Genomic DNA, 16,880 nt, shown 5'->3' with positions numbered 1-16,880 from the left:
TGCGGTTGCGATCGCCTACGACCGGCCGGCGGTGTCCGGATCGTCGACCGTTTCGAGCGGCGCCGCGGGTGATGACGCGCGCTCGGCCGGGACATGGGCCGTCGGCGAGGGCTTCCGCAGGCGGGCGACCAGTCGCATGGCCACCGGTTCGGTGTAGCGGGCGGTGAGCGGGCCGAGGATGACCAGGATGAGTACGTAGGCGGTGGCGAGCGGGCCGAGGGAGGGCTCGATGCCCGCGGTGACGGCGAGTCCGGCGATGACGATGGAGAACTCGCCGCGGGCCACCAGAGTTCCGCCTGCGCGCCAGCGGCCCTTGGCGGAGATGCCGGCGCGCTTGGCCGCCCAGTAGCCGGTGGCGATCTTCGTGAGGGCGGTCACGACGGCAAGAGCAAGTGCCGGTGCCAGGACGGGCGGGATGCTCGCGGGGTCGGTGTGCAGGCCGAAGAAGACGAAGAACACCGCGGCGAACAGGTCCCGGAGAGGAGCCAGGAGATTGTGCGCGCCCTCGGCGGCCTCGCCGGACAGCGCGATGCCGACCAGGAACGCGCCGACCGCCGCCGACACCTGGAGCTGCTGGGCGATGCCCGCGACGAGCAGGGTCAGTCCGAGGACGACCAGGAGCAGTTTCTCCGGGTCGTCGCTGGAGACGAAGCGGGAGATGTGGCGGCCGTAGCGCACCGCGAGCACGAGGACGAGGCCGGCGACGCCGAGTGCGATGGCGAGGGTGGCGCTGCCCGCCGCGAGACCGGCCCCGGCGAGCAGGGCGGTGATGATCGGCAGGTAGACGGCCATCGAGAGGTCTTCGAGTACCAGGATGCTGAGGATGACCGGGGTTTCGCGGTTGCCGAGTCGTCCGAGGTCGCCGAGGACCTTGGCGATGACGCCGGACGACGAGATCCAGGTGACGCCGGCCAGGACTACCGCGGCGACCGGTCCCCAGCCGAGCAGCAGGGCCATGGCCGCGCCGGGCAGGGCGTTGAGGGCGGCGTCGACGAGGCCGGCAGGGTACTGGGTCTTGAGGTTGGAGACCAGGTCACTGGCCGTGTACTCGAGGCCGAGCATCAGCAGCAGCAGGATCACGCCGATCTCGGCGCCGATGGCGACGAACTCCTCGCTGGTGCCGAGCGGGAGCAGTCCGCCTTCGCCGAAGGCGAGCCCGGCCAGCAGGTACAGGGGTATCGGCGAGAACTGGAAACGGGCGGCGAACCGGCCGAGCAGGCCCAGGCCGAGGATGATGGCGCCGAACTCTATGAGGAAGACAGCGGAGGAGTGCAAGGCCGCTCACTCCCGTCCGAGTATCGCGGCGGCCGCCTCCACACCCTCGCGGGTGCCGATCACGATCAGGGTGTCACCGCCCGCCAGCCGGAAATCCGGCGTCGGGGAGGGGATGGCCTCGGCGCGGCGCAGTACGGCCACGATGGACACGCCGGTCTCGGTGCGCATCCGGGTCTCGCCCAGCACCCGCCCGTTCCAGTGCGAGGTGGCCGACAGTTCGACCCGCTCGGCCACGAGGCCCAGGTCGGTCGTGGACAGCAGGTTCGGGCTGTGGTGCGCCGGCATCAGCGCGTCGATGAGGGCCTCCGCCTCTCCCGACGTCATCCGCACCGACAGCGCACACGCGTCCGGATCGTCCTGCTGGTACGCGTTCAGCGTCCGCGACCCGTCCCGGTGCGCCACCACGGACACGCGACGCTGCTCCCGGGTGGTCAGGTCGTAACGGACCCCGATTCCCGGCAACGGCGTACTGCTCAGGCGTGGAGCGCCCACCACGGTCCCCCTGTCTGGTTCGGGTGTTTCTTTGGACAACCTTTAATGACACCCTAACGAGCGCCCGGAACCGACCGCCGGGCAGGTGACCCGGCGGCCGCCTGGAACAATGGGTTCGGGGGAGATCGGGGAGGAAAGGTCAGCATGATCGAGTGGGTGTCCCTCAGCTCCGGTGCCAGGCCCGTTCCCCGGCCCGTCGCCACCCCGCTGGTGTGGGCCGCGGCCTTCAGCGGGGCGCTGGTGCTGGTGGCACTGCTCAACTCACTCGTGGGTACCGACCGGCCCGGGCTCGCCCTGGTCCTACTGTCCCTGCTGGCCGCCCTGCTGGGCCTGTGCGCCCGCTTCACCGCGGCTCCCGGCACGGCCCTGCTGTGCTGGCTGTTCCTCAACGGCTTCGCCATTCCGCCCGCCGGCATCCTCACCTGGGTCGGGCACCGCGACACCTTCTGGCTGACCTGCCTGCTCGCCGCTGCCCTCGTCGGTACGGCTCTGGCACGCCTGCTGCACGCCCGGGCCGCCTACCGCCGCCTGACCGACGGCCTCGGGCCGACGACGCCGGGCACCGGCACCGGCACCGGGCCGTACGACGTCTGACGTGTCACGGACCCGTTCGCCGCTCAGGCTGCCCTGCGGGCGTTTGTGTCGCTTCCGGGGTCGGTGCCGTTTCCGATTCCGTGTACGTGGGTGTCACCGCGCGCCCGCCCGGGTGGCGCAGGGCGCACAGGAAGCCGATGCCCAGGGCGATGGCCATGCCGTAGAACACCCACTGGTTGGCCTCGGCGAAGTCCATGCGCACCGCGTTCATCGATTCGCGCAGAGCCGTGGCGGCAGGTCCCGTGCCGGTGGGTGAACTGTTGTCGCCCGTGCCCGTGATGGACTCACTGATGTTGCGGGCCACGTTTTCCGCCACGTTGGGCGGGAAGCCGCGGGCTTCCAGGGTTTGCGTCACGTTGGAGTTGGTGCGGTGCGTCAGCACGGTGCCGAGGACGGCAAGACCCACGCACGCCGCGTAGTTGCGTACGGTCTGCGTGATTCCCGTGACCTCCCCGTAGGAGGGACCGATCGCCCGGTTGACGGCGTCCGTGGAGGCGGGGGCGAGAATGAAGCCGATGCCCGCGCCGGCAAGGGCGGCGTACGGCCACTGGTCGTGCATGCTCAGATCGGTGAGTTTCTCGGCCCACAGGGCGAAGCCGACGCAGCCCAGGACGCAGCCGATCTTCAGCGCAGGCCGCGCGCCCTGCTTGTCGAGGATGCGGCCGCCCCACTGCGAGGCGATGGCGAAGCCCGCGAAGAAGTACAGCAGGAACAACGCCGCCTGGTTCGGCGAGGCGCTCAGACACACCTGGGCGTACACGGACGCGAAGAAGAACAGCGGGACGAAGGCCAGCATGGCGAAGAAGAGCACCACCGTGTCCACCGTGAACGCCCGGTCCTTGAAGACGCGCAGGTCGATCAGCGGATGGTGCACTCGCCGCTCGTATGCGACGAACCCGCAGAGCACCGCGAGACCGCCGACGATGCAGGCCCAGGTCGCCGCGTTGTCCCACCCCCAGGACCACGCCTGCTGAAAGCCGAGAACGCTCAGACCCATACCGACGACGATCAGAACGGCACCCCGGACGTCGAGCGTGCCGGGTCGTCGCCGGTCGGCGATGTGGGCGAATGCCGTGAGCGCCAGGGCCACGATGGCCACGGGCACGTTGACCCAGAACACGGCGCGCCAGGTCCAGTTCGTGAGCCAGCCGCCCAGGAGAGGGCCGAGGGCCGTCAGCGCGCCGGAGATCCCGAAGAACAGGGCGAGGGCACGTCCGCGTCGCTCGCGCGGGAACACCGCCACCACCACGGCCAGCGCCGCGGGGAACAGCAGCGCCGCTCCGAAACCCTGCGTGGCCCGGAAGGCGATCAGCCAGCTCTGCGCCGCGTCGCCCTCGGGGACGCAGCCGCACAGCACCGACGAGACGACGAAGACCAGAGTGCCGATCATGACCACCCGGCGCGGTCCGTAGAGGTCCGCCAGGCGGCCGCCCAGGGCGAAGAAGGCGGCCAGGGACAGCAGGTAGGCGTTGACGACCCACTGCATGCCAGAGGCTGACAGACCCAGTTCACGGACGATGTCCGGGGCGGCGATGGCGACGATGGTCTGGTCGATGAACGTCATCGCAACCGCGAACATCATGGCCGTGAGCGCCAAAGTCTGTCGTGGTGCCGACCGAGGTTCGGGCGCGGCTTCGCCACGCCCCGGATAGGTGCCACTCACCCGACCAGTCTGCGCCCGACCCGGCGCAGCCGCATCACAAGCGGCTCCCGCGGGTGACGTGGCCCGGGGCCACTGCTCTCCTGAGGTCCGGGCGGGGTTGCGGGAACCACGACATCACCCCTGAAGGGCAAGGGCGCCGTCGCCGTCCTGCCAGCCACCTCCCCATGACACCTGCTGGACTGACCGTCGGTCACACTGCCTTTCACGGACGGAATGCCATGTCGGCAACCACCACTGCCTGTTCGGCCAACGGCCCGCCCCCGTCCTCCCGTTCACCGCTGACGGGATGGCCGGCCTGACGATGACCCTGCCCGGGGGCGCCTGGGTGACCCGGTACCCGCGCACCGTCTTCGGGCGGCGGCCGGCCTGATCGCCGCAGTGGCCGGGTTGGGGGCCTCGTGCTGGACCACACTTCTCCGTCCGCGGTGATGCTGTTGGGCGGCTGTACGGCGGGACTCATGGTCCTGGCAGTAGGAACACGCTGCGCCGCGTGCCTGACTGCCCGTCAACAACCGTGATCCAGGGCGCTCGCCCTATCGTGATGTCGATCGGATCACGAGTCGCAGCGGTCACCAGGGAGGGCCACCATGACTTCTTCTCCGCACAATGACAACGACACCGACTTAGCCGGCCTCCTCTCCAGGCGCCGCTTCGCCCAGCTAGGCGCCCTCGGACTTGCTGGAGGTGTCGGCGCGCTCGGTCCCGGCTCGTCTGCCGTTGCTGCTGGGCGGGACGGGCAGGATTACTACGAGCGTGCCCGGGCGCTCGCCGGAAGTGACCCGGTTCTGCTCGCCCTCGTGACGGCGCTGACGCCCGACTTCGAGTTTCCTCGTCCGCCCGCGCCTCAGCCGTTGAGGATCTTCGACAACCTGGCCTTTCTGAGCGCGGGTTGGGTCTCAGCCATGGCGGTGCTGACCGATGACGGGATCGTGCTCGTCGACGCGCTCACCTCGCCCGCGGACGCCGAGAGCGTTCTCGTCCCCGGGTTGCGTGAGCTGGGCGCCGATCCCGCGACGATCAAGTACGTCGTCGTCACACACGGCCACGACGATCATTTCGGCGGCGCACAGTATCTCGCGGACCGGTACGGAGCGCGCGTTCTGATGGCGCCTGCCGACTGGGACCTCATCGCCCGGACCCGACCGGACAACGCCCCCACCCGGGATCTGGACATCGTGGACGGGCAACGGCTCACGCTCGGCGGCACGACGATCCGACTGCACCACACCCCGGGCCACACGGCGGGCACGGTCTCGCCGATCATCCCGGTACGGTCGGGATCCGAGCGCCACACGGCCATGCTCTGGGGTGGCGTGAAGCCGCCCGGCACGGTGCCGGAACTGTGCACCTACCGCGCGTCCGTGCGTTCCTTCCGGAGCCGGATGCGCGACGCGAAGGTGGACGTGGAACTGTCCAACCACCCCAACGACCACGGCCTCCAACGCGTCGAACAACTGCGGAGCCGACCCGACGGCGTCAACCCCTTCGTACTCGGCGAGCTGCGGGCACAACGGTTCATGGCGGTCCTGGACCTCATGCTGCGGGGTCGGATCGCTGACCGGCGGCAAACATGAGACTTGCCCCGCCTGCAGAGGCGGAGCAAGTCTCCTTGCGTGTGCGTGCGGTGTCAGCGGATCAGCACTCGCCTCGCCAGACGACACGCGTGATGGTGAGCCCCGGCTCGGCGTTGGCCTTGTACTTGCCCGGGCCGGGGTTGTAGTGGAAGCAGTCGGTCGACGGCTGACCGCCGAGGAACGACGTCACGTCGACATGGTCGGCGCCCGGGTAGACGACTCCGTTGTTGAAGATGGAGCCGACAGCCAGGTTGCCGGACCAGTTGCCCGCGACCTTGAGGAGGAGCCGGCCCGATTGGTTGGCGCCGCTGTAGGCGCAGAAGTAACCCTTGCCGCAGCCCGGCGGGTTGGCTTCCGCCGACGCCGCAGGGGCGAGGGCGAGGACGCCGGCGAAGGCGGCCGCGACGGCCCCGGCACCCAGAGCGGCGAGTCGCTTTCCGGTCAGCATGATGAGCATCCCTCCGTTGTCAGCACTCGCCACGCCATACGACCCTGACGACATGGGTGCCCGGAACGGCATTGGCCTTGTAGCCGCCGGGGCCCGGGTTGTAGTGCAGGCACGCCGTTTCCGTGCCGCCCTCGACGGTGTAGGTCACGTCGACGTGGTCGGCGCCCGGGAAGGGCTTTCCGTTGTTGAACGCGGAGCGGAAGGCGACGTTGCCGCTCCAGTTCCCCTTGGTTTTCACAACGAGTTGACCGGTCTGGTTCTCTCCGCTGTAGGCGCAGAAGTACTCCTTCGGGCAGCCCGGCGGATTGGGTTCGGCCGAAGCGGTCGGCGCGGTGACCAGCACGGTGGCGAACGCGGCAGTAGCCACTGCCCCGATCGCGGCACGTTTGCGCATGTCTTTCTTCCCCCTTGGTCGGCATGGCGAAGATCTTGGTCGCGTACGTCTTTCAGGCTGCCCGTCACCGCCCGTTCCTGCCAGGTGATTCGGCGCGCGCCGAAAGTGACTGCTGACGCACATGGACGACGGTGCGCGCCGGGCGAGTTGGCGTGAAAAGAGATTTTGCGATTCACCGAAATACGGGAATATCGGGAGGACCATCCCACGCCGAAACTTCAGTTGATCACGTGACCGACTGAGATGGATTTCCGTGCTCCGAGTGCACTTCACGCACCAAGATCTGCTCAGGACACGCGTCGCCGCCGCACCCGATCCGCTGTGGGAGCTCGTGCTCAGCGTGAACCTGCTGGCGACGCGTCAGGGACGTGCCGTATTCGACGCCTGGCGTGCACAGGCGCGGGTCGGGCTCAACAGGGTGCCCCGTCAGCAACTGCACCTCGTCCGGGCGTTGGCCCCGCCGCGCGGCAGCTTCCCCGACTTCCTCAACCCGGCAGAGGCCTCCGAGGGGTTGTCCGAGGGCGTGCGGGCCATTCTGTCCACGCCTCGCCGACGTCTGACCAGGGAGATGAACGTCCTCACCGCGGCGCCGAGGTGGCTGCGTCCGCTCGCGGACGGCGAGCCCTCCGCTCTGGAGGACCTCGGGCAGGCCCTGCACGGGTACTTCAACGCCGCGCTGGCCCCCTACTGGTCCGCCGTACGGGCACAGATCGAGGCCGACCGTGCGGTGCGGGCGCGGGAAATACTGCGGGGTGGTGTCGACGCGCTGCTGTCGACGCTGGGCCCGTCGATGCGCTGGCGACCACCCGTGCTGGAGACGCAGTATCCGCTGCAGCGCGAGTGGCGCCTCGAGGGCAGGGGCCTGCTGCTGGTGCCCTCCGTCTTCTGCTGGCAGGCACCGATCACCCTGACCGACCCGAGCCTGCCGCCCGTGCTGGTCTATCCCGTCGCGCGCACGCACCGCTGGTGGCTGCCTCCCCAGGGCGCCACCGGATCCCGGGCGCTGGCGAGACTGCTCGGCCACGGGCGGGCCGCCGTGCTCCGGGCCCTGGAGGACGGGTGCACCACGAGCGAGGTGGCCCGGCGCGCGGGGGTGACCCCGGCGACGGTCAGCGAGCACGTGAGGATCCTGCGGGAGGCGGGGCTGGTCGCTTCGGTCCGCGACCGGAACACAGTCGTGCACGTCCTCACCCCGCTGGGCCACAGCCTCCTGACCGCGAACAGGTCCGGCCCGGCGCTCACGGTCGGCGGCTAGCCCGCCCGATCGCCGGGGCCCACGTGCTGCGCCGGTACAACCTCCGGCCGACCTACTGGTCTGATTCCTCGGGGTGTTCATGGGATCCGAGCAGCAAATCGCCTTCTTTCTGCGGGCGTTGAAGCACGGCGACCGATGGCGGCGCGCCGCCGCGGCGAAAGGACTGGGGAGGATCGGACGGGACGAGCACGCGTGGGTCCTCGTCGGATCGGCGGACGACCCTGCACCCGAGGTGCGTGAGGCCGTGGCCGTGGGCCTCGGGCGCGGCGGGGTCGGCGAGGCGGGCCGTACCGTGCTGCCCGCCCTGATGGGCGACGAGGATCCGTGGGTACGGCGCCGGGCCTCGCGCGCCGCGATCCGCCTCGGGCTCGACGGCCCGGCGGTCGTGGACGCCTTCTCCCGCCTGCTGCGCGACCCTGACCATCATCTGCGGATCAACGCCCTGGACGGCTTGGCGGCCCTGGGCGTGCCGGGTGACGTCCCCGGCCTCGTGGCGCTTCTGGGCGACCCGGAGGGAGCCGTGTGGGGACGCGCCCGTGCGCTCGTGTGGCGCTTCCAGGACGACCCGGCCGTCGGCGCGGAGCTGATCCGTACGGCCGAACAGGGCGCACCGGACGCTCGCGTGCAGGCTCTCCAACTGCTGCCCAGGCACTCGACCGTGCGCCTGCGCGATTCGCTGGTCACCGGACTGCGCGACGCGGCCGCCCAGGTGCGGATCGCGGTGACACGTCGGCTGCTCGACGTCGAGGACGCGCACACCCAGGACGCCCTGGTGGGGGCACTGGAGGACGAACGGGACGCGCGCGTCGCGGACTTCTTGCTGGACGCTCTCGGCCGGCGGGGCGAGGAACGGGTCACCGTGCCGGCGGCGCGGTGGCTCGCCCACTCCGCCGTCGGGCCCTCGGCCGCGTACGCGCTCGGAGCCGCCGGAACGCGGACCGCCGCCGCGATGCTGCGTGCGGCCCTCATCGACGCCACGCTGCCCGGCCGTACGCGTGCCGCCGCTGCGAAAGCCGTTGGGGAGGCGGGGCGATGGGACGCCGTCTGGGTGCTGCTGCCGCTGCTGGACGACCCCGACGGCGATGTGCGAGCGGGTGCCGTGGCCGGCCTGGACGCGCTGGTGCAGGAGGGGCTTCGCCCATGGGAACGCCACGCTGTGGCCGAGGCGTTGGTGGCCCACCTCGTCGCCGATCCCCACACCCTCTGGCAGACGCACAACGCCCTCATCGGCCTGGCGGAGGCGCTGCCCGCCCTGCGACGGACCGTGGACCGGACCTCTTCGGCCGAGGTGCGGGCCGCCGCGCTCTCGCTGCTGGACACGTACAACGCCACCGACGAGAACACCGGTCAGGACCTGGCGCGCTTCGTCCATGCCCTGGACGACCCGGACGAGACCGTCCGCTTCCACGCCGCGGAGGGCCTGGCCCACTGGCTGGCGGACACCGGGACCCGGCCGCAGGACGAGGGGCGGCTGCGTGCCCGGCTCAGCGCCCTCGCCTCGGACGCCGCGGAGGCGGAGACCCGCGCGGCGGCCGACGAGGCGCTTCGGGCACTGGACCGGCGCGGTCCCGTCTCGTCGTGACGGCGGCTCAGGCCACCGCCTCGCGACCGCGCTTGTCGGTGTGGATCAGCTGGTCACGATCCGTTGGAGGCCTTGCTGCGGTTGTCCGGCACGGCGTCGCCGGCGAGTGCGTCGCCGCGGCCGTAGTGGTGGGTGGTGAACATGTAGAGCAGGCCGGTGCCCACGACCACCCCGCCGCACAGCAGGACGATCCAGTTCTCCCACCAGGACTTCTCCGGGGTGCGGGCCCAGCAGATGTTGATGATGGCGAGGATGCCGTAGGCCAGCGCGGCGATGTTCACCGTGAGACCCCAGCGGCCCAGGGTGAACTCCCCCGCCGGTTTCCAGCCCTTGAGCCGGGCGCGCAGTGCGGCCAGGACCACCATCTGGAACGAGCCGTAGATGCCGAGGATCGCGAACGAGACGATGTTGGTGAGGGCGTCCTCGGAGAGCAGTGAGGCGAAGGCGATGAGCAGCGGCACCGCCGCGGACACGAACAGCGCCCAGCTCGGCACCGCACGGGCGTGGACGAACCGCCGCAGCAATTGGTGCCCGACGATCATCCTGTCACGGGCGTAGGAGTAGATGAGCCGCCCGGCGGCGGCCTGGAGGCTGATCGTGCAGGACAGGAAGGAGATCAGTACCACGGCCATCACCAGCCGGGCTCCGGTCTCGCCCATGGCGTCGTACAGCACGTCCACCACCGGGTCGGCCTGCTCGCCCGAGATGATCGCGTTGAAGTCCGTGACCGACAGCAGCAGCGACATACAGGTGAACGTGGCCGCCGCGCCGCCGATGTAGATGGTGCGGCGCATCGCGCGGGGGATGACCCGGCCCGGGTGGGCGACCTCCTCGGCGGTGTCGCCGCACGCCTCGAAGCCGTAGTACTGGTAGAGGCCGATGATGGCGGCTGCCAGGAACGCCGGCAGGTAGGAGCCGTCTCCCTCGGTGCCGTAGGTGTCGAAGATGACGCCAATGCTCTGGTGACGGTGGGTGGCCAGCAGGTAGACGCCGACGACGAGGGCGCCGATGAGCTCGCCGGCGAAACCGATGAGCGCCGCCGTCGACAGTGCCTTGGTGCCCATGTAGTTGATGAGGATGGCGACGACGATGAGCACGGCGGTGCACAGCACGGTGGTGTGCACGGTGGCTCTGAAGCCGAAGAGGATGGCGATGTAGGGGCCGGCGCCGTAGGCGACGGAGGTGATGGTCACCAGCAGCGCCCACATGTACACCCAGCCGGTCATCCACGCCCACCGCGTGCCCCACAGCCGCCGGGCCCAGGGGTAGACGCCGCCCGCGATCGGGTACTGGGCGACGATCTCGCCGAAGATCAGCGCGACGAGGAACTGGCCGCAGCCCGCGACCAGGAACGCCCAGATCATCGGCGGTCCGCCGTCGGCGATCGCGATGCCGAAGAGGGTGTAGGTGCCCACCACCGGGGAGAGGTAGGTGAAGCCGAGGGCGAAGTTGGCCCAGGGGCTCATGTCCTTGCGGAACTCCGAGCCCGGTTCCCCTCCGGGGACGCCGGAGGCCGGTGCGGGAGGCTGCGTGCCGGTCACCGCTGCACCTCTCTTTCGATGTGGCCGGGGCGGCCGGTGATGACGGCCTTCGGGGCGTCGGGGGTGCCCAATCGGCGCGTACCCACCGGGTGGTACACGATGTGCGCGGTGGTGGGGGCCATGGGTGCCTTTCTTCGGTGGCCGTCGTGCCAGGGGCGGGCGGCCTTGTGTCGGTGGTCCTCGTGCCTCGGGCCGGCGGCGTACTGCGTTGCCTCAGCCCTTGAACCAACCGGAGCGGGCGGGGGCGAGGTTCTGGTAGATGTGCTTGGCCTCCTGGTACTCGCGCAGCCCGGTGGGACCCAGCTCGCGCCCCACGCCGGAGCGGCCGAACCCGCCCCACTCGGCCTGCGGCACGTAGGGGTGGAAGTCGTTGATCCATACGGTGCCGTGGCGCAGCCGTTGGGCGACGCGCTGGGCGCGGCTCGCGTCGGAGGTCCACACGCCGCCCGCCAGGCCGTAGCGGGTGTCGTTGGCCAGCTCCACCGCCTCGTCCTCGGTGCGGAAGCGCTCGACGGTGACGACCGGGCCGAAGACCTCCTCCTGGACGATGCGCATGGAGCGGTCGCAGTCGGCGAAGATGGTCGGCAGCAGGAAGAAGCCGCTGCTCAGGTCGGGGTCGTCGGGGCGGGTGCCGCCGGTGACGAGCCGGGCGCCCTCCTCCTTGCCGATGGCGATGTAGCTCTCGACCTTCTCGCGGTGCTCGGCGGAGCTGAGCGGGCCGCTCTCGGTGCCCTCCGCCATGCCGTTGCCGAGCCGGATCTGCCGCGCACGGTCGGCGTACGCCTCGACGAACCGGTCGTGCAGGGAGTCCTGGACGAGCAGGCGCGAACCGGCCGAGCAGACCTGCCCGGAGTGCAGGAACGCGGCGTCGAGCGCGTAGTCGACGGCGGCGTCGAAGTCGGCGTCCGCGAAGACGATGTTGGGGTTCTTGCCGCCCAGTTCCAGGGCGATGTTCCGCGGCCCCTCGGAGGCGCTGGCCATGATGGCCCGTCCGGTGTTCAGACCGCCGGTGAAGGACACCAGGTCCACGTCGTGATGGCTGGTCAGGGCCGCGCCTACGGTTGCGCCGGGGCCCAGCACGAGGTTGGCGACGCCGGGCGGTGCGCCGGCCTCCTCGATGAGCCGGATCATCGCGATCGTGGTGAGGGGCGTGACCTCGCTGGGTTTGAGGACGAAGGTGTTGCCGGCGGCCAGCGCGGGCGCCACCTTCCAGGAGGCCTGGAGCAGCGGGTAGTTCCAGGGGGCGATGAGCGCGCACACGCCGACCGGCTGGTAGACGACGCGGCTGAGGACGTCCGGGCCGACGTCCACGATCCGGCCGCCGTCCTTGCCCGCGAGCTCGGCGAAGTAGCGGAACGCGTTCGCCACGTCCTCCACGTCGATGCGGGCCTCGGTGAGCGTCTTGCCCGTGTCGAGTGTCTCGGTGTGGGCGATCTCCTCCTGATCGCGCATCAGCAGGTCGCGCACGCGCAGGAGGAGGTCGGCCCGGTCGCGGGACGGAGCGTTCGACCAGTCGCCCTTGTCGAAGGCACGCCGGGCGGCGCGCACCGCGCGGTCCACGTCCGTGGCGTCGGCCTCGTCGACCGTGGTGACGACAGAGGCGTCGTAGGGATTGACCACATCCCGCCGTCCACCGGCCGTCGCCTGTGTCCACTCGCCGTCGATGTACAGCTCACCCACCGCGGGGCCTCCTTCGCATCCGGCCGGTGCCGATCGGCTCGACGGTCAGCAACATGGCCCATCGGGCGGGCGTCGGCCACGTGGCGCACCGCCGTGCTTGCGTCCGGGTGACTCAGAGGACCCGGGTGGGCTAGGGATCTTCCCCCTGGAGCCGTTCGCCGCCGTACGCCACGGGGCGTCCCTCACGGCATCCGTTCCGCCGCCCGGTCCTCCTCGTCGGGCGCCACCATCGCCTGGGTGAGCGGAATCCGCGCCAGTGCGAGGACGCCGGCGGCGATCAGTGCGACGCCGAACAGCTGGGGCAGCAGCCACCATCCGGTGCGGATGCTCTCCTCGTAGAGCGTGATGCCGAGGGCGAGGCTCACCAGCGCGTCGCCGAGAGTGAGCGCGGGCTGCGAGGCGACCAGCGGACCGGCCTGCATCGCGTTCTCCAGCAGGAACAGCGCGCACACGCCGGTCGCGGCGAAGGCGTACGTCTGCCAGGCGGAGAAGAAGCCTCCGAGTCCCTGCTCCTCGAGGATGTGCACGGAGGCTTTCATCAGCGCCGCGGTCAGCGCGTAACTGATCGCCGTCGCGGCACCCAGACACGCCGCCCGGGCCCGGCCTTCCGGGCGCCGCAGGGCGGCGAGAGCGAGACCGGCGACCAGCCCCATGCAGACGGCGAGCGCGGGAATCCAGCGGTCCAGCTCCACGTGCGTGCGATTGCCGCTGGGGGAGGCGGCGGCGAGCGCGACCGCCAGCCCGGCCACCACCACCGCCACGGCCAGCCAGCCCCTGCCCGGCAGATGCCGGTGCATCAGCAGCGACGCGACGATGAGGGTGAGCGGCAGCTCCAGGATGAACAGCGGCTGCACGATCGTCAGCGGGCCGGTCGCCAGCGCGAGGGCCTGGCAGACGGCGGCGGCGATCACCGCGAGGATGCCGGCCAGCCACACGGGGCGTCGCAGCAGGTCGAGGATGAGACCGGCCCGGAACCCCTTGGAGCTCGGCACGGTGAGCGCCGCCTTGCGCTGGAGCACCGTCGCGACGGCATTGCTCAGTGCGGCGCAGATCGCGAAGAGGACCGAGAGCGGAGTGTGCAGCTCGGATCACCTCCCGGATCGGCGGGCGCGTGACGCCGACTGGCTTGTGCCGGACATGATGGGCGGACTTCCTGGGGCCATGGTCGCCCGGACGGGCGGGCATGCGCGATCGGAGGCAGGGGCTGCGGGCCGTTGACCATGGGCCGGGTGGATGAGCGCGGGGGACTGCGCGGAGCCTGCGCCGAGCGTTGCCGTCGGCCACGCGGCGACCGTGCCCGCGTCGGTGGTTCGACTAGGGTGACCTGCGTGGACATGCTGCACCTGCGTTACTTCGTCGCCGTGGCCGAGGAGCTCAACTTCTCGCAGGCGGCCCGCAGACTGCACATGGCGGCCTCGCCCCTCAGCCAGCGCATCAAGGATCTCGAACGCGAACTCGGGCACGAGCTCTTCGAGCGGACCACGCACCGGGTCGCGCTGACCCCGGCCGGCACCGCACTGCTTCCCATGGCGCGCGACATCCTGGAGCGGGTCAACTCGATTCCCTGGCGGCTGAGCGAGGCGGTGCGCCCGCAGCTGGACAGGCTGTTCATCGGGATGCCCGCAGGAGTGCATCCACTGCTGCGGGAGCGGGTCCGGCTGCTGGAGGAAGGCTGCCGGGAGGTGTGCGAACTCAAGCGCTGGCCCGGTACCTCGGCGGGCCTTGCGGAAGCGGTGCACGACGGCCGGCTGGCCATGGCGCTGGCCCGGCTGCCGGTCTCCGACCCGGCGCTCGAGATCATCGAGGTGATGCGCGAGGGGCTGGGCGCCGCGGTGCCCGCGGACCGGTTCGCCGGGCGCGCCTCGGTCACCCTCGAGGAACTGGCCGACCTGGCCTATGTGGCGTCCCCGAACGATGTCACCCCGGTCTATTTCGAGGAAATCGACGCCCGACTGAATGCGGCCGGTGTGCGGAAGAGAATTCGCATAAACATGGCGGACTATTCCGGCAGCTCGGAACTGATTTCCTCCGGAATTGCGTTTTCGGTGACCATGATGTCGCCGGAGAGCCCCATGCACCGGTACCGGCTGGACAACGTCGCCGTGCTGCCCGTCGAGGACTTCCAACCCACCCTGTCGACCGGCCTGTTGTTCCGCGGCGAGCGGGTCGAAACCGGCGGCGACCTGAGCGACATCGCCGCCCGGGCCCGGCGGGTCTTCGACGAGGTCATCACCGTCTGACGAGTTTTCAGGCGTTCCGGCCCATTCGGAACCGACAGGGTGTGACCGCTGTGGTCATACCCTTGTTCGCCAGTTGATCATTCCCTTCTTCTTTGTTCGCGCATAACGTCGTCGGTGGAAACATTCGACATGAAACTATGTGTGAACAGGAGTGATGATGGACATCACGGTCGCCGACACCGAAGGTCCACTGGACGGCGTGCGGGTGATCGATCTGTCAACGGTGGTCATGGGCCCCTACGCGGCGCAGATCCTGGGTGATCTCGGCGCCGACGTCATCAAGATCGAGTCCCCGTCCGACACGGTACGGGTGGGCCCCTACCGCACCACGCCCGGCATGACCCCGCTCAACCTCAACGTCAACCGCAACAAGCGCAGCGTGACGCTGAACCTCAAGGACGACGCCGACCGCGCCCGCGCCCTCGACCTGATCGACAGCGCCGACGTACTGGTCACCAACATGCGCCCGGGCGCGCTCGCCCGCCTCGGCCTTGCCCACGCCGACATCGCCGCGCGCAACCCGGGCCTCGTCTACGCGCACGCCCAGGGCTTCCGCAGCGACTCCGACCGGGCCGGCAACGCCGCCTACGACGAGACCGTGCAGGCCGCCTCCGGCCTGGTGGACGTGGCCAACCGGGCGCTGGGCACCCCGGCGTACCTGCCGACGATCATCGGCGACAAGGTCTGCGCGCTGACCATCGTCTACTCGGTCCTCGCCGCACTGGTCCACCGGACCCGTACCGGCACCGGCCAGTACATCGAGATCCCGATGACCGACACGCTCATCGCCTTCAACCTCGTCGAGCACCTCTCGGGGCATGTCTTCGAGCCGCCCGAGGGCCCCACGGGATTCCCGCTGTCGATGAAGCAGGGGCACCGCGCGGTGCCCACCCGGGACGGCCTCGCCTGCGTCATGCCGTACAACCCGCAGAACTTCCGGGACTTCTTCCTCGCCGTCGACCGTGCCGACCTCGCCGCGGACCCCCGTGTCAACGGCGCCTCCATCGCCGATGCCGACGTCGACGCGCTGATGGAGCTGGTGGCCCAGTGCTCGCCGGGCCTGACCACCGAGGAGTGGGCCCGGGTCTGCGCCAAGCACAGCATCCCGATGGCGCCCGTACTCGAACTGGACAGGGCCGCGGAGGACCCGTACGTGCGCGATGGCCGGCTGCTCGACGTGGTGGACCACCCCAGCGAGGGCGCCATCCGTTCGGTGGGCATCCCGGTGCGGTTCTCCGCCACCCCGGGGTCGGTCCGCCGGCTCGCGCCGCTGCCCGGCCAGCACACCGAAGAGGTCTTCCAGGAACTCGCCGCCGGCCGCTGACCGGCCGCCAAGCAAGGACACCACCACCATGCACAGCACCACCACCGAGGTGCGGACCGAGACCATCGGCTCTGCCCTGCTCATCACCATCGACCGGCCCAAGGCGCGCAACGCGGTCGACGCGGCCGTCGCCGCCGGACTCTCCGCGGCCCTCGACCAGCTGGAGGCGGACCCCGGCCTGCGCGTCGGCGTACTCACCGGTGCGGGCGGCACGTTCAGCGCCGGGATGGACCTCAAGGCCGCGCTGGCCGGTGAATCTCCGGACATCCCCGGGCGCGGCTTCGGCGGGCTCACCCAGGCGGCGACGACCAAGCCGCTGATCGCCGCCGTCGAGGGCTGGGCCATGGGCGGCGGCTTCGAACTCGCCCTCGGCTGCGACCTGATCGTCGCCGCGGACGACGCCCGCTTCGGCCTCCCGGAGGTCAGCCGCGGCCTGATCGCGGCCGGCGGCGGAGTGATACGGCTGCCCAAGCGCATCCCTCACCACCTGGCCATGGAGCTGCTGCTGACCGGCGAGCCGGTCACCGGCGAACGGGCCGGCCGGCTCGGCATCGCCAACCGTGTCGTGCCGGCCGGGGAAACCGTGGCCGCGGCACTGCAGCTCGCCGAACGGATCGCGCAGAACGCCCCGCTGGCGCTGGCCGCCGTCAAGGAGCTCGTCCGCGCCGCCGACGGGGCCTCGGAGGACTGGGCGTTCGCCGTACAGGCGCGGCACATGGCCCAACTGGCCGCCTCCGCCGACGTACGCGAGGGCATGACCGCCTTCACCGAGCGCCGCTCCCCGGTCTGGCAGGGCCGGTAGCGGCCGAAGGAACCGA

16 protein-coding genes are annotated in these 16,880 nt (G+C 70.6%); 7 read left to right on the top strand and 9 right to left on the bottom strand.

Going from position 1 to position 16,880, the window contains the following annotated elements:
- Positions 1-15 precede the first annotated feature (15 nt).
- Together OG331_RS07275 and OG331_RS07270 are read right to left on the bottom strand one after the other, a co-directional pair.
- Positions 16-1,275: a cation:proton antiporter gene (locus OG331_RS07275; protein WP_406192995.1), complete on the bottom strand. Its 1,260-nt coding sequence runs from the start codon at positions 1,273-1,275 to the stop codon at positions 16-18.
- A 6-nt stretch (positions 1,276-1,281) separates the two neighbouring features.
- A complete protein-coding gene (locus tag OG331_RS07270; RefSeq protein ID WP_365056709.1) occupies positions 1,282-1,767 on the bottom strand; it encodes a TrkA C-terminal domain-containing protein in 486 nt (161 codons plus the stop codon).
- Between the two features lie 144 nt (positions 1,768-1,911).
- Between OG331_RS07270 and OG331_RS07265 the strand changes: the two genes are divergently transcribed.
- Positions 1,912-2,361, top strand: coding sequence for a hypothetical protein (locus OG331_RS07265; RefSeq protein WP_406192992.1), 450 nt, complete (start codon positions 1,912-1,914; stop codon positions 2,359-2,361).
- A 4-nt stretch (positions 2,362-2,365) separates the two neighbouring features.
- Here the strand turns inward: OG331_RS07265 and OG331_RS07260 are convergent, their stop codons facing one another.
- Complete coding sequence (locus OG331_RS07260; protein WP_406192989.1) at positions 2,366-3,943, bottom strand: MFS transporter; 1,578 nt, start codon at positions 3,941-3,943, stop codon at positions 2,366-2,368.
- A gap of 668 nt (positions 3,944-4,611) precedes the next feature.
- On the opposite strand from OG331_RS07260, the gene OG331_RS07255 reads away from it, so the two are divergent.
- On the top strand, positions 4,612-5,598 hold the full coding sequence (locus tag OG331_RS07255) for an MBL fold metallo-hydrolase (RefSeq protein ID WP_406192986.1): 987 nt from the start codon (positions 4,612-4,614) through the stop codon (positions 5,596-5,598).
- Between the two features lie 61 nt (positions 5,599-5,659).
- On the opposite strand, the gene OG331_RS07250 is transcribed toward OG331_RS07255, so the two are convergent.
- Positions 5,660-6,046: a peptidase inhibitor family I36 protein gene (locus tag OG331_RS07250; RefSeq protein ID WP_406192983.1), complete on the bottom strand. Its 387-nt coding sequence runs from the start codon at positions 6,044-6,046 to the stop codon at positions 5,660-5,662.
- Between the two features lie 19 nt (positions 6,047-6,065).
- Positions 6,066-6,440, bottom strand: coding sequence for a peptidase inhibitor family I36 protein (locus OG331_RS07245; RefSeq protein WP_328877250.1), 375 nt, complete (start codon positions 6,438-6,440; stop codon positions 6,066-6,068).
- A gap of 253 nt (positions 6,441-6,693) precedes the next feature.
- Here OG331_RS07245 and OG331_RS07240 point away from each other — a divergent pair, with 253 nt between their 5' ends.
- Positions 6,694-7,695 (top strand): helix-turn-helix domain-containing protein, encoded by a 1,002-nt coding sequence (locus OG331_RS07240; RefSeq protein ID WP_406192980.1) that lies wholly within the window; start codon positions 6,694-6,696, stop codon positions 7,693-7,695.
- Positions 7,696-7,774: 79 nt separating this feature from the next.
- On the top strand, positions 7,775-9,277 hold the full coding sequence (locus OG331_RS07235) for a HEAT repeat domain-containing protein (protein WP_406192977.1): 1,503 nt from the start codon (positions 7,775-7,777) through the stop codon (positions 9,275-9,277).
- A gap of 53 nt (positions 9,278-9,330) precedes the next feature.
- Here the strand turns inward: OG331_RS07235 and OG331_RS07230 are convergent, their stop codons facing one another.
- From OG331_RS07230 to OG331_RS07215, 4 genes are all read right to left on the bottom strand, one after another.
- On the bottom strand, positions 9,331-10,818 hold the full coding sequence (locus OG331_RS07230) for an APC family permease (protein ID WP_406192974.1): 1,488 nt from the start codon (positions 10,816-10,818) through the stop codon (positions 9,331-9,333).
- Positions 10,815-10,940, bottom strand: coding sequence for a hypothetical protein (locus OG331_RS07225; protein ID WP_406192971.1), 126 nt, complete (start codon positions 10,938-10,940; stop codon positions 10,815-10,817). The genes OG331_RS07230 and OG331_RS07225 overlap by 4 nt, the downstream gene beginning before the upstream one ends.
- 91 nt (positions 10,941-11,031) lie before the next feature.
- Entirely contained in the window at positions 11,032-12,498 is a 1,467-nt protein-coding gene (locus OG331_RS07220) for an aldehyde dehydrogenase family protein (protein ID WP_406192968.1), read from the bottom strand.
- Positions 12,499-12,680: 182 nt separating this feature from the next.
- On the bottom strand, positions 12,681-13,580 hold the full coding sequence (locus OG331_RS07215; protein WP_406209799.1) for a DMT family transporter: 900 nt from the start codon (positions 13,578-13,580) through the stop codon (positions 12,681-12,683).
- A gap of 252 nt (positions 13,581-13,832) precedes the next feature.
- On the opposite strand from OG331_RS07215, the gene OG331_RS07210 reads away from it, so the two are divergent.
- The 3 genes from OG331_RS07210 (at position 13,833) to OG331_RS07200 (ending at position 16,864) form a co-directional block, all read left to right on the top strand.
- Positions 13,833-14,738, top strand: a complete 906-nt coding sequence (locus OG331_RS07210; RefSeq protein ID WP_406209796.1) for a LysR family transcriptional regulator — start codon at positions 13,833-13,835, stop codon at positions 14,736-14,738.
- 154 nt (positions 14,739-14,892) lie between these two features.
- Complete coding sequence (locus OG331_RS07205) at positions 14,893-16,062, top strand: CaiB/BaiF CoA transferase family protein (protein ID WP_406192965.1); 1,170 nt, start codon at positions 14,893-14,895, stop codon at positions 16,060-16,062.
- Positions 16,063-16,090: 28 nt separating this feature from the next.
- Positions 16,091-16,864, top strand: coding sequence for a crotonase/enoyl-CoA hydratase family protein (locus OG331_RS07200; protein ID WP_406192962.1), 774 nt, complete (start codon positions 16,091-16,093; stop codon positions 16,862-16,864).
- The last annotated feature ends 16 nt before the right edge of the window (positions 16,865-16,880 follow it).

The organism is Streptomyces sp. NBC_01017 (genome assembly GCF_045162795.1).
Lineage (GTDB): Bacteria > Actinomycetota > Actinomycetes > Streptomycetales > Streptomycetaceae > Streptomyces > Streptomyces machairae.
This window is presented reverse-complemented; position numbering and strand designations above follow the sequence as displayed.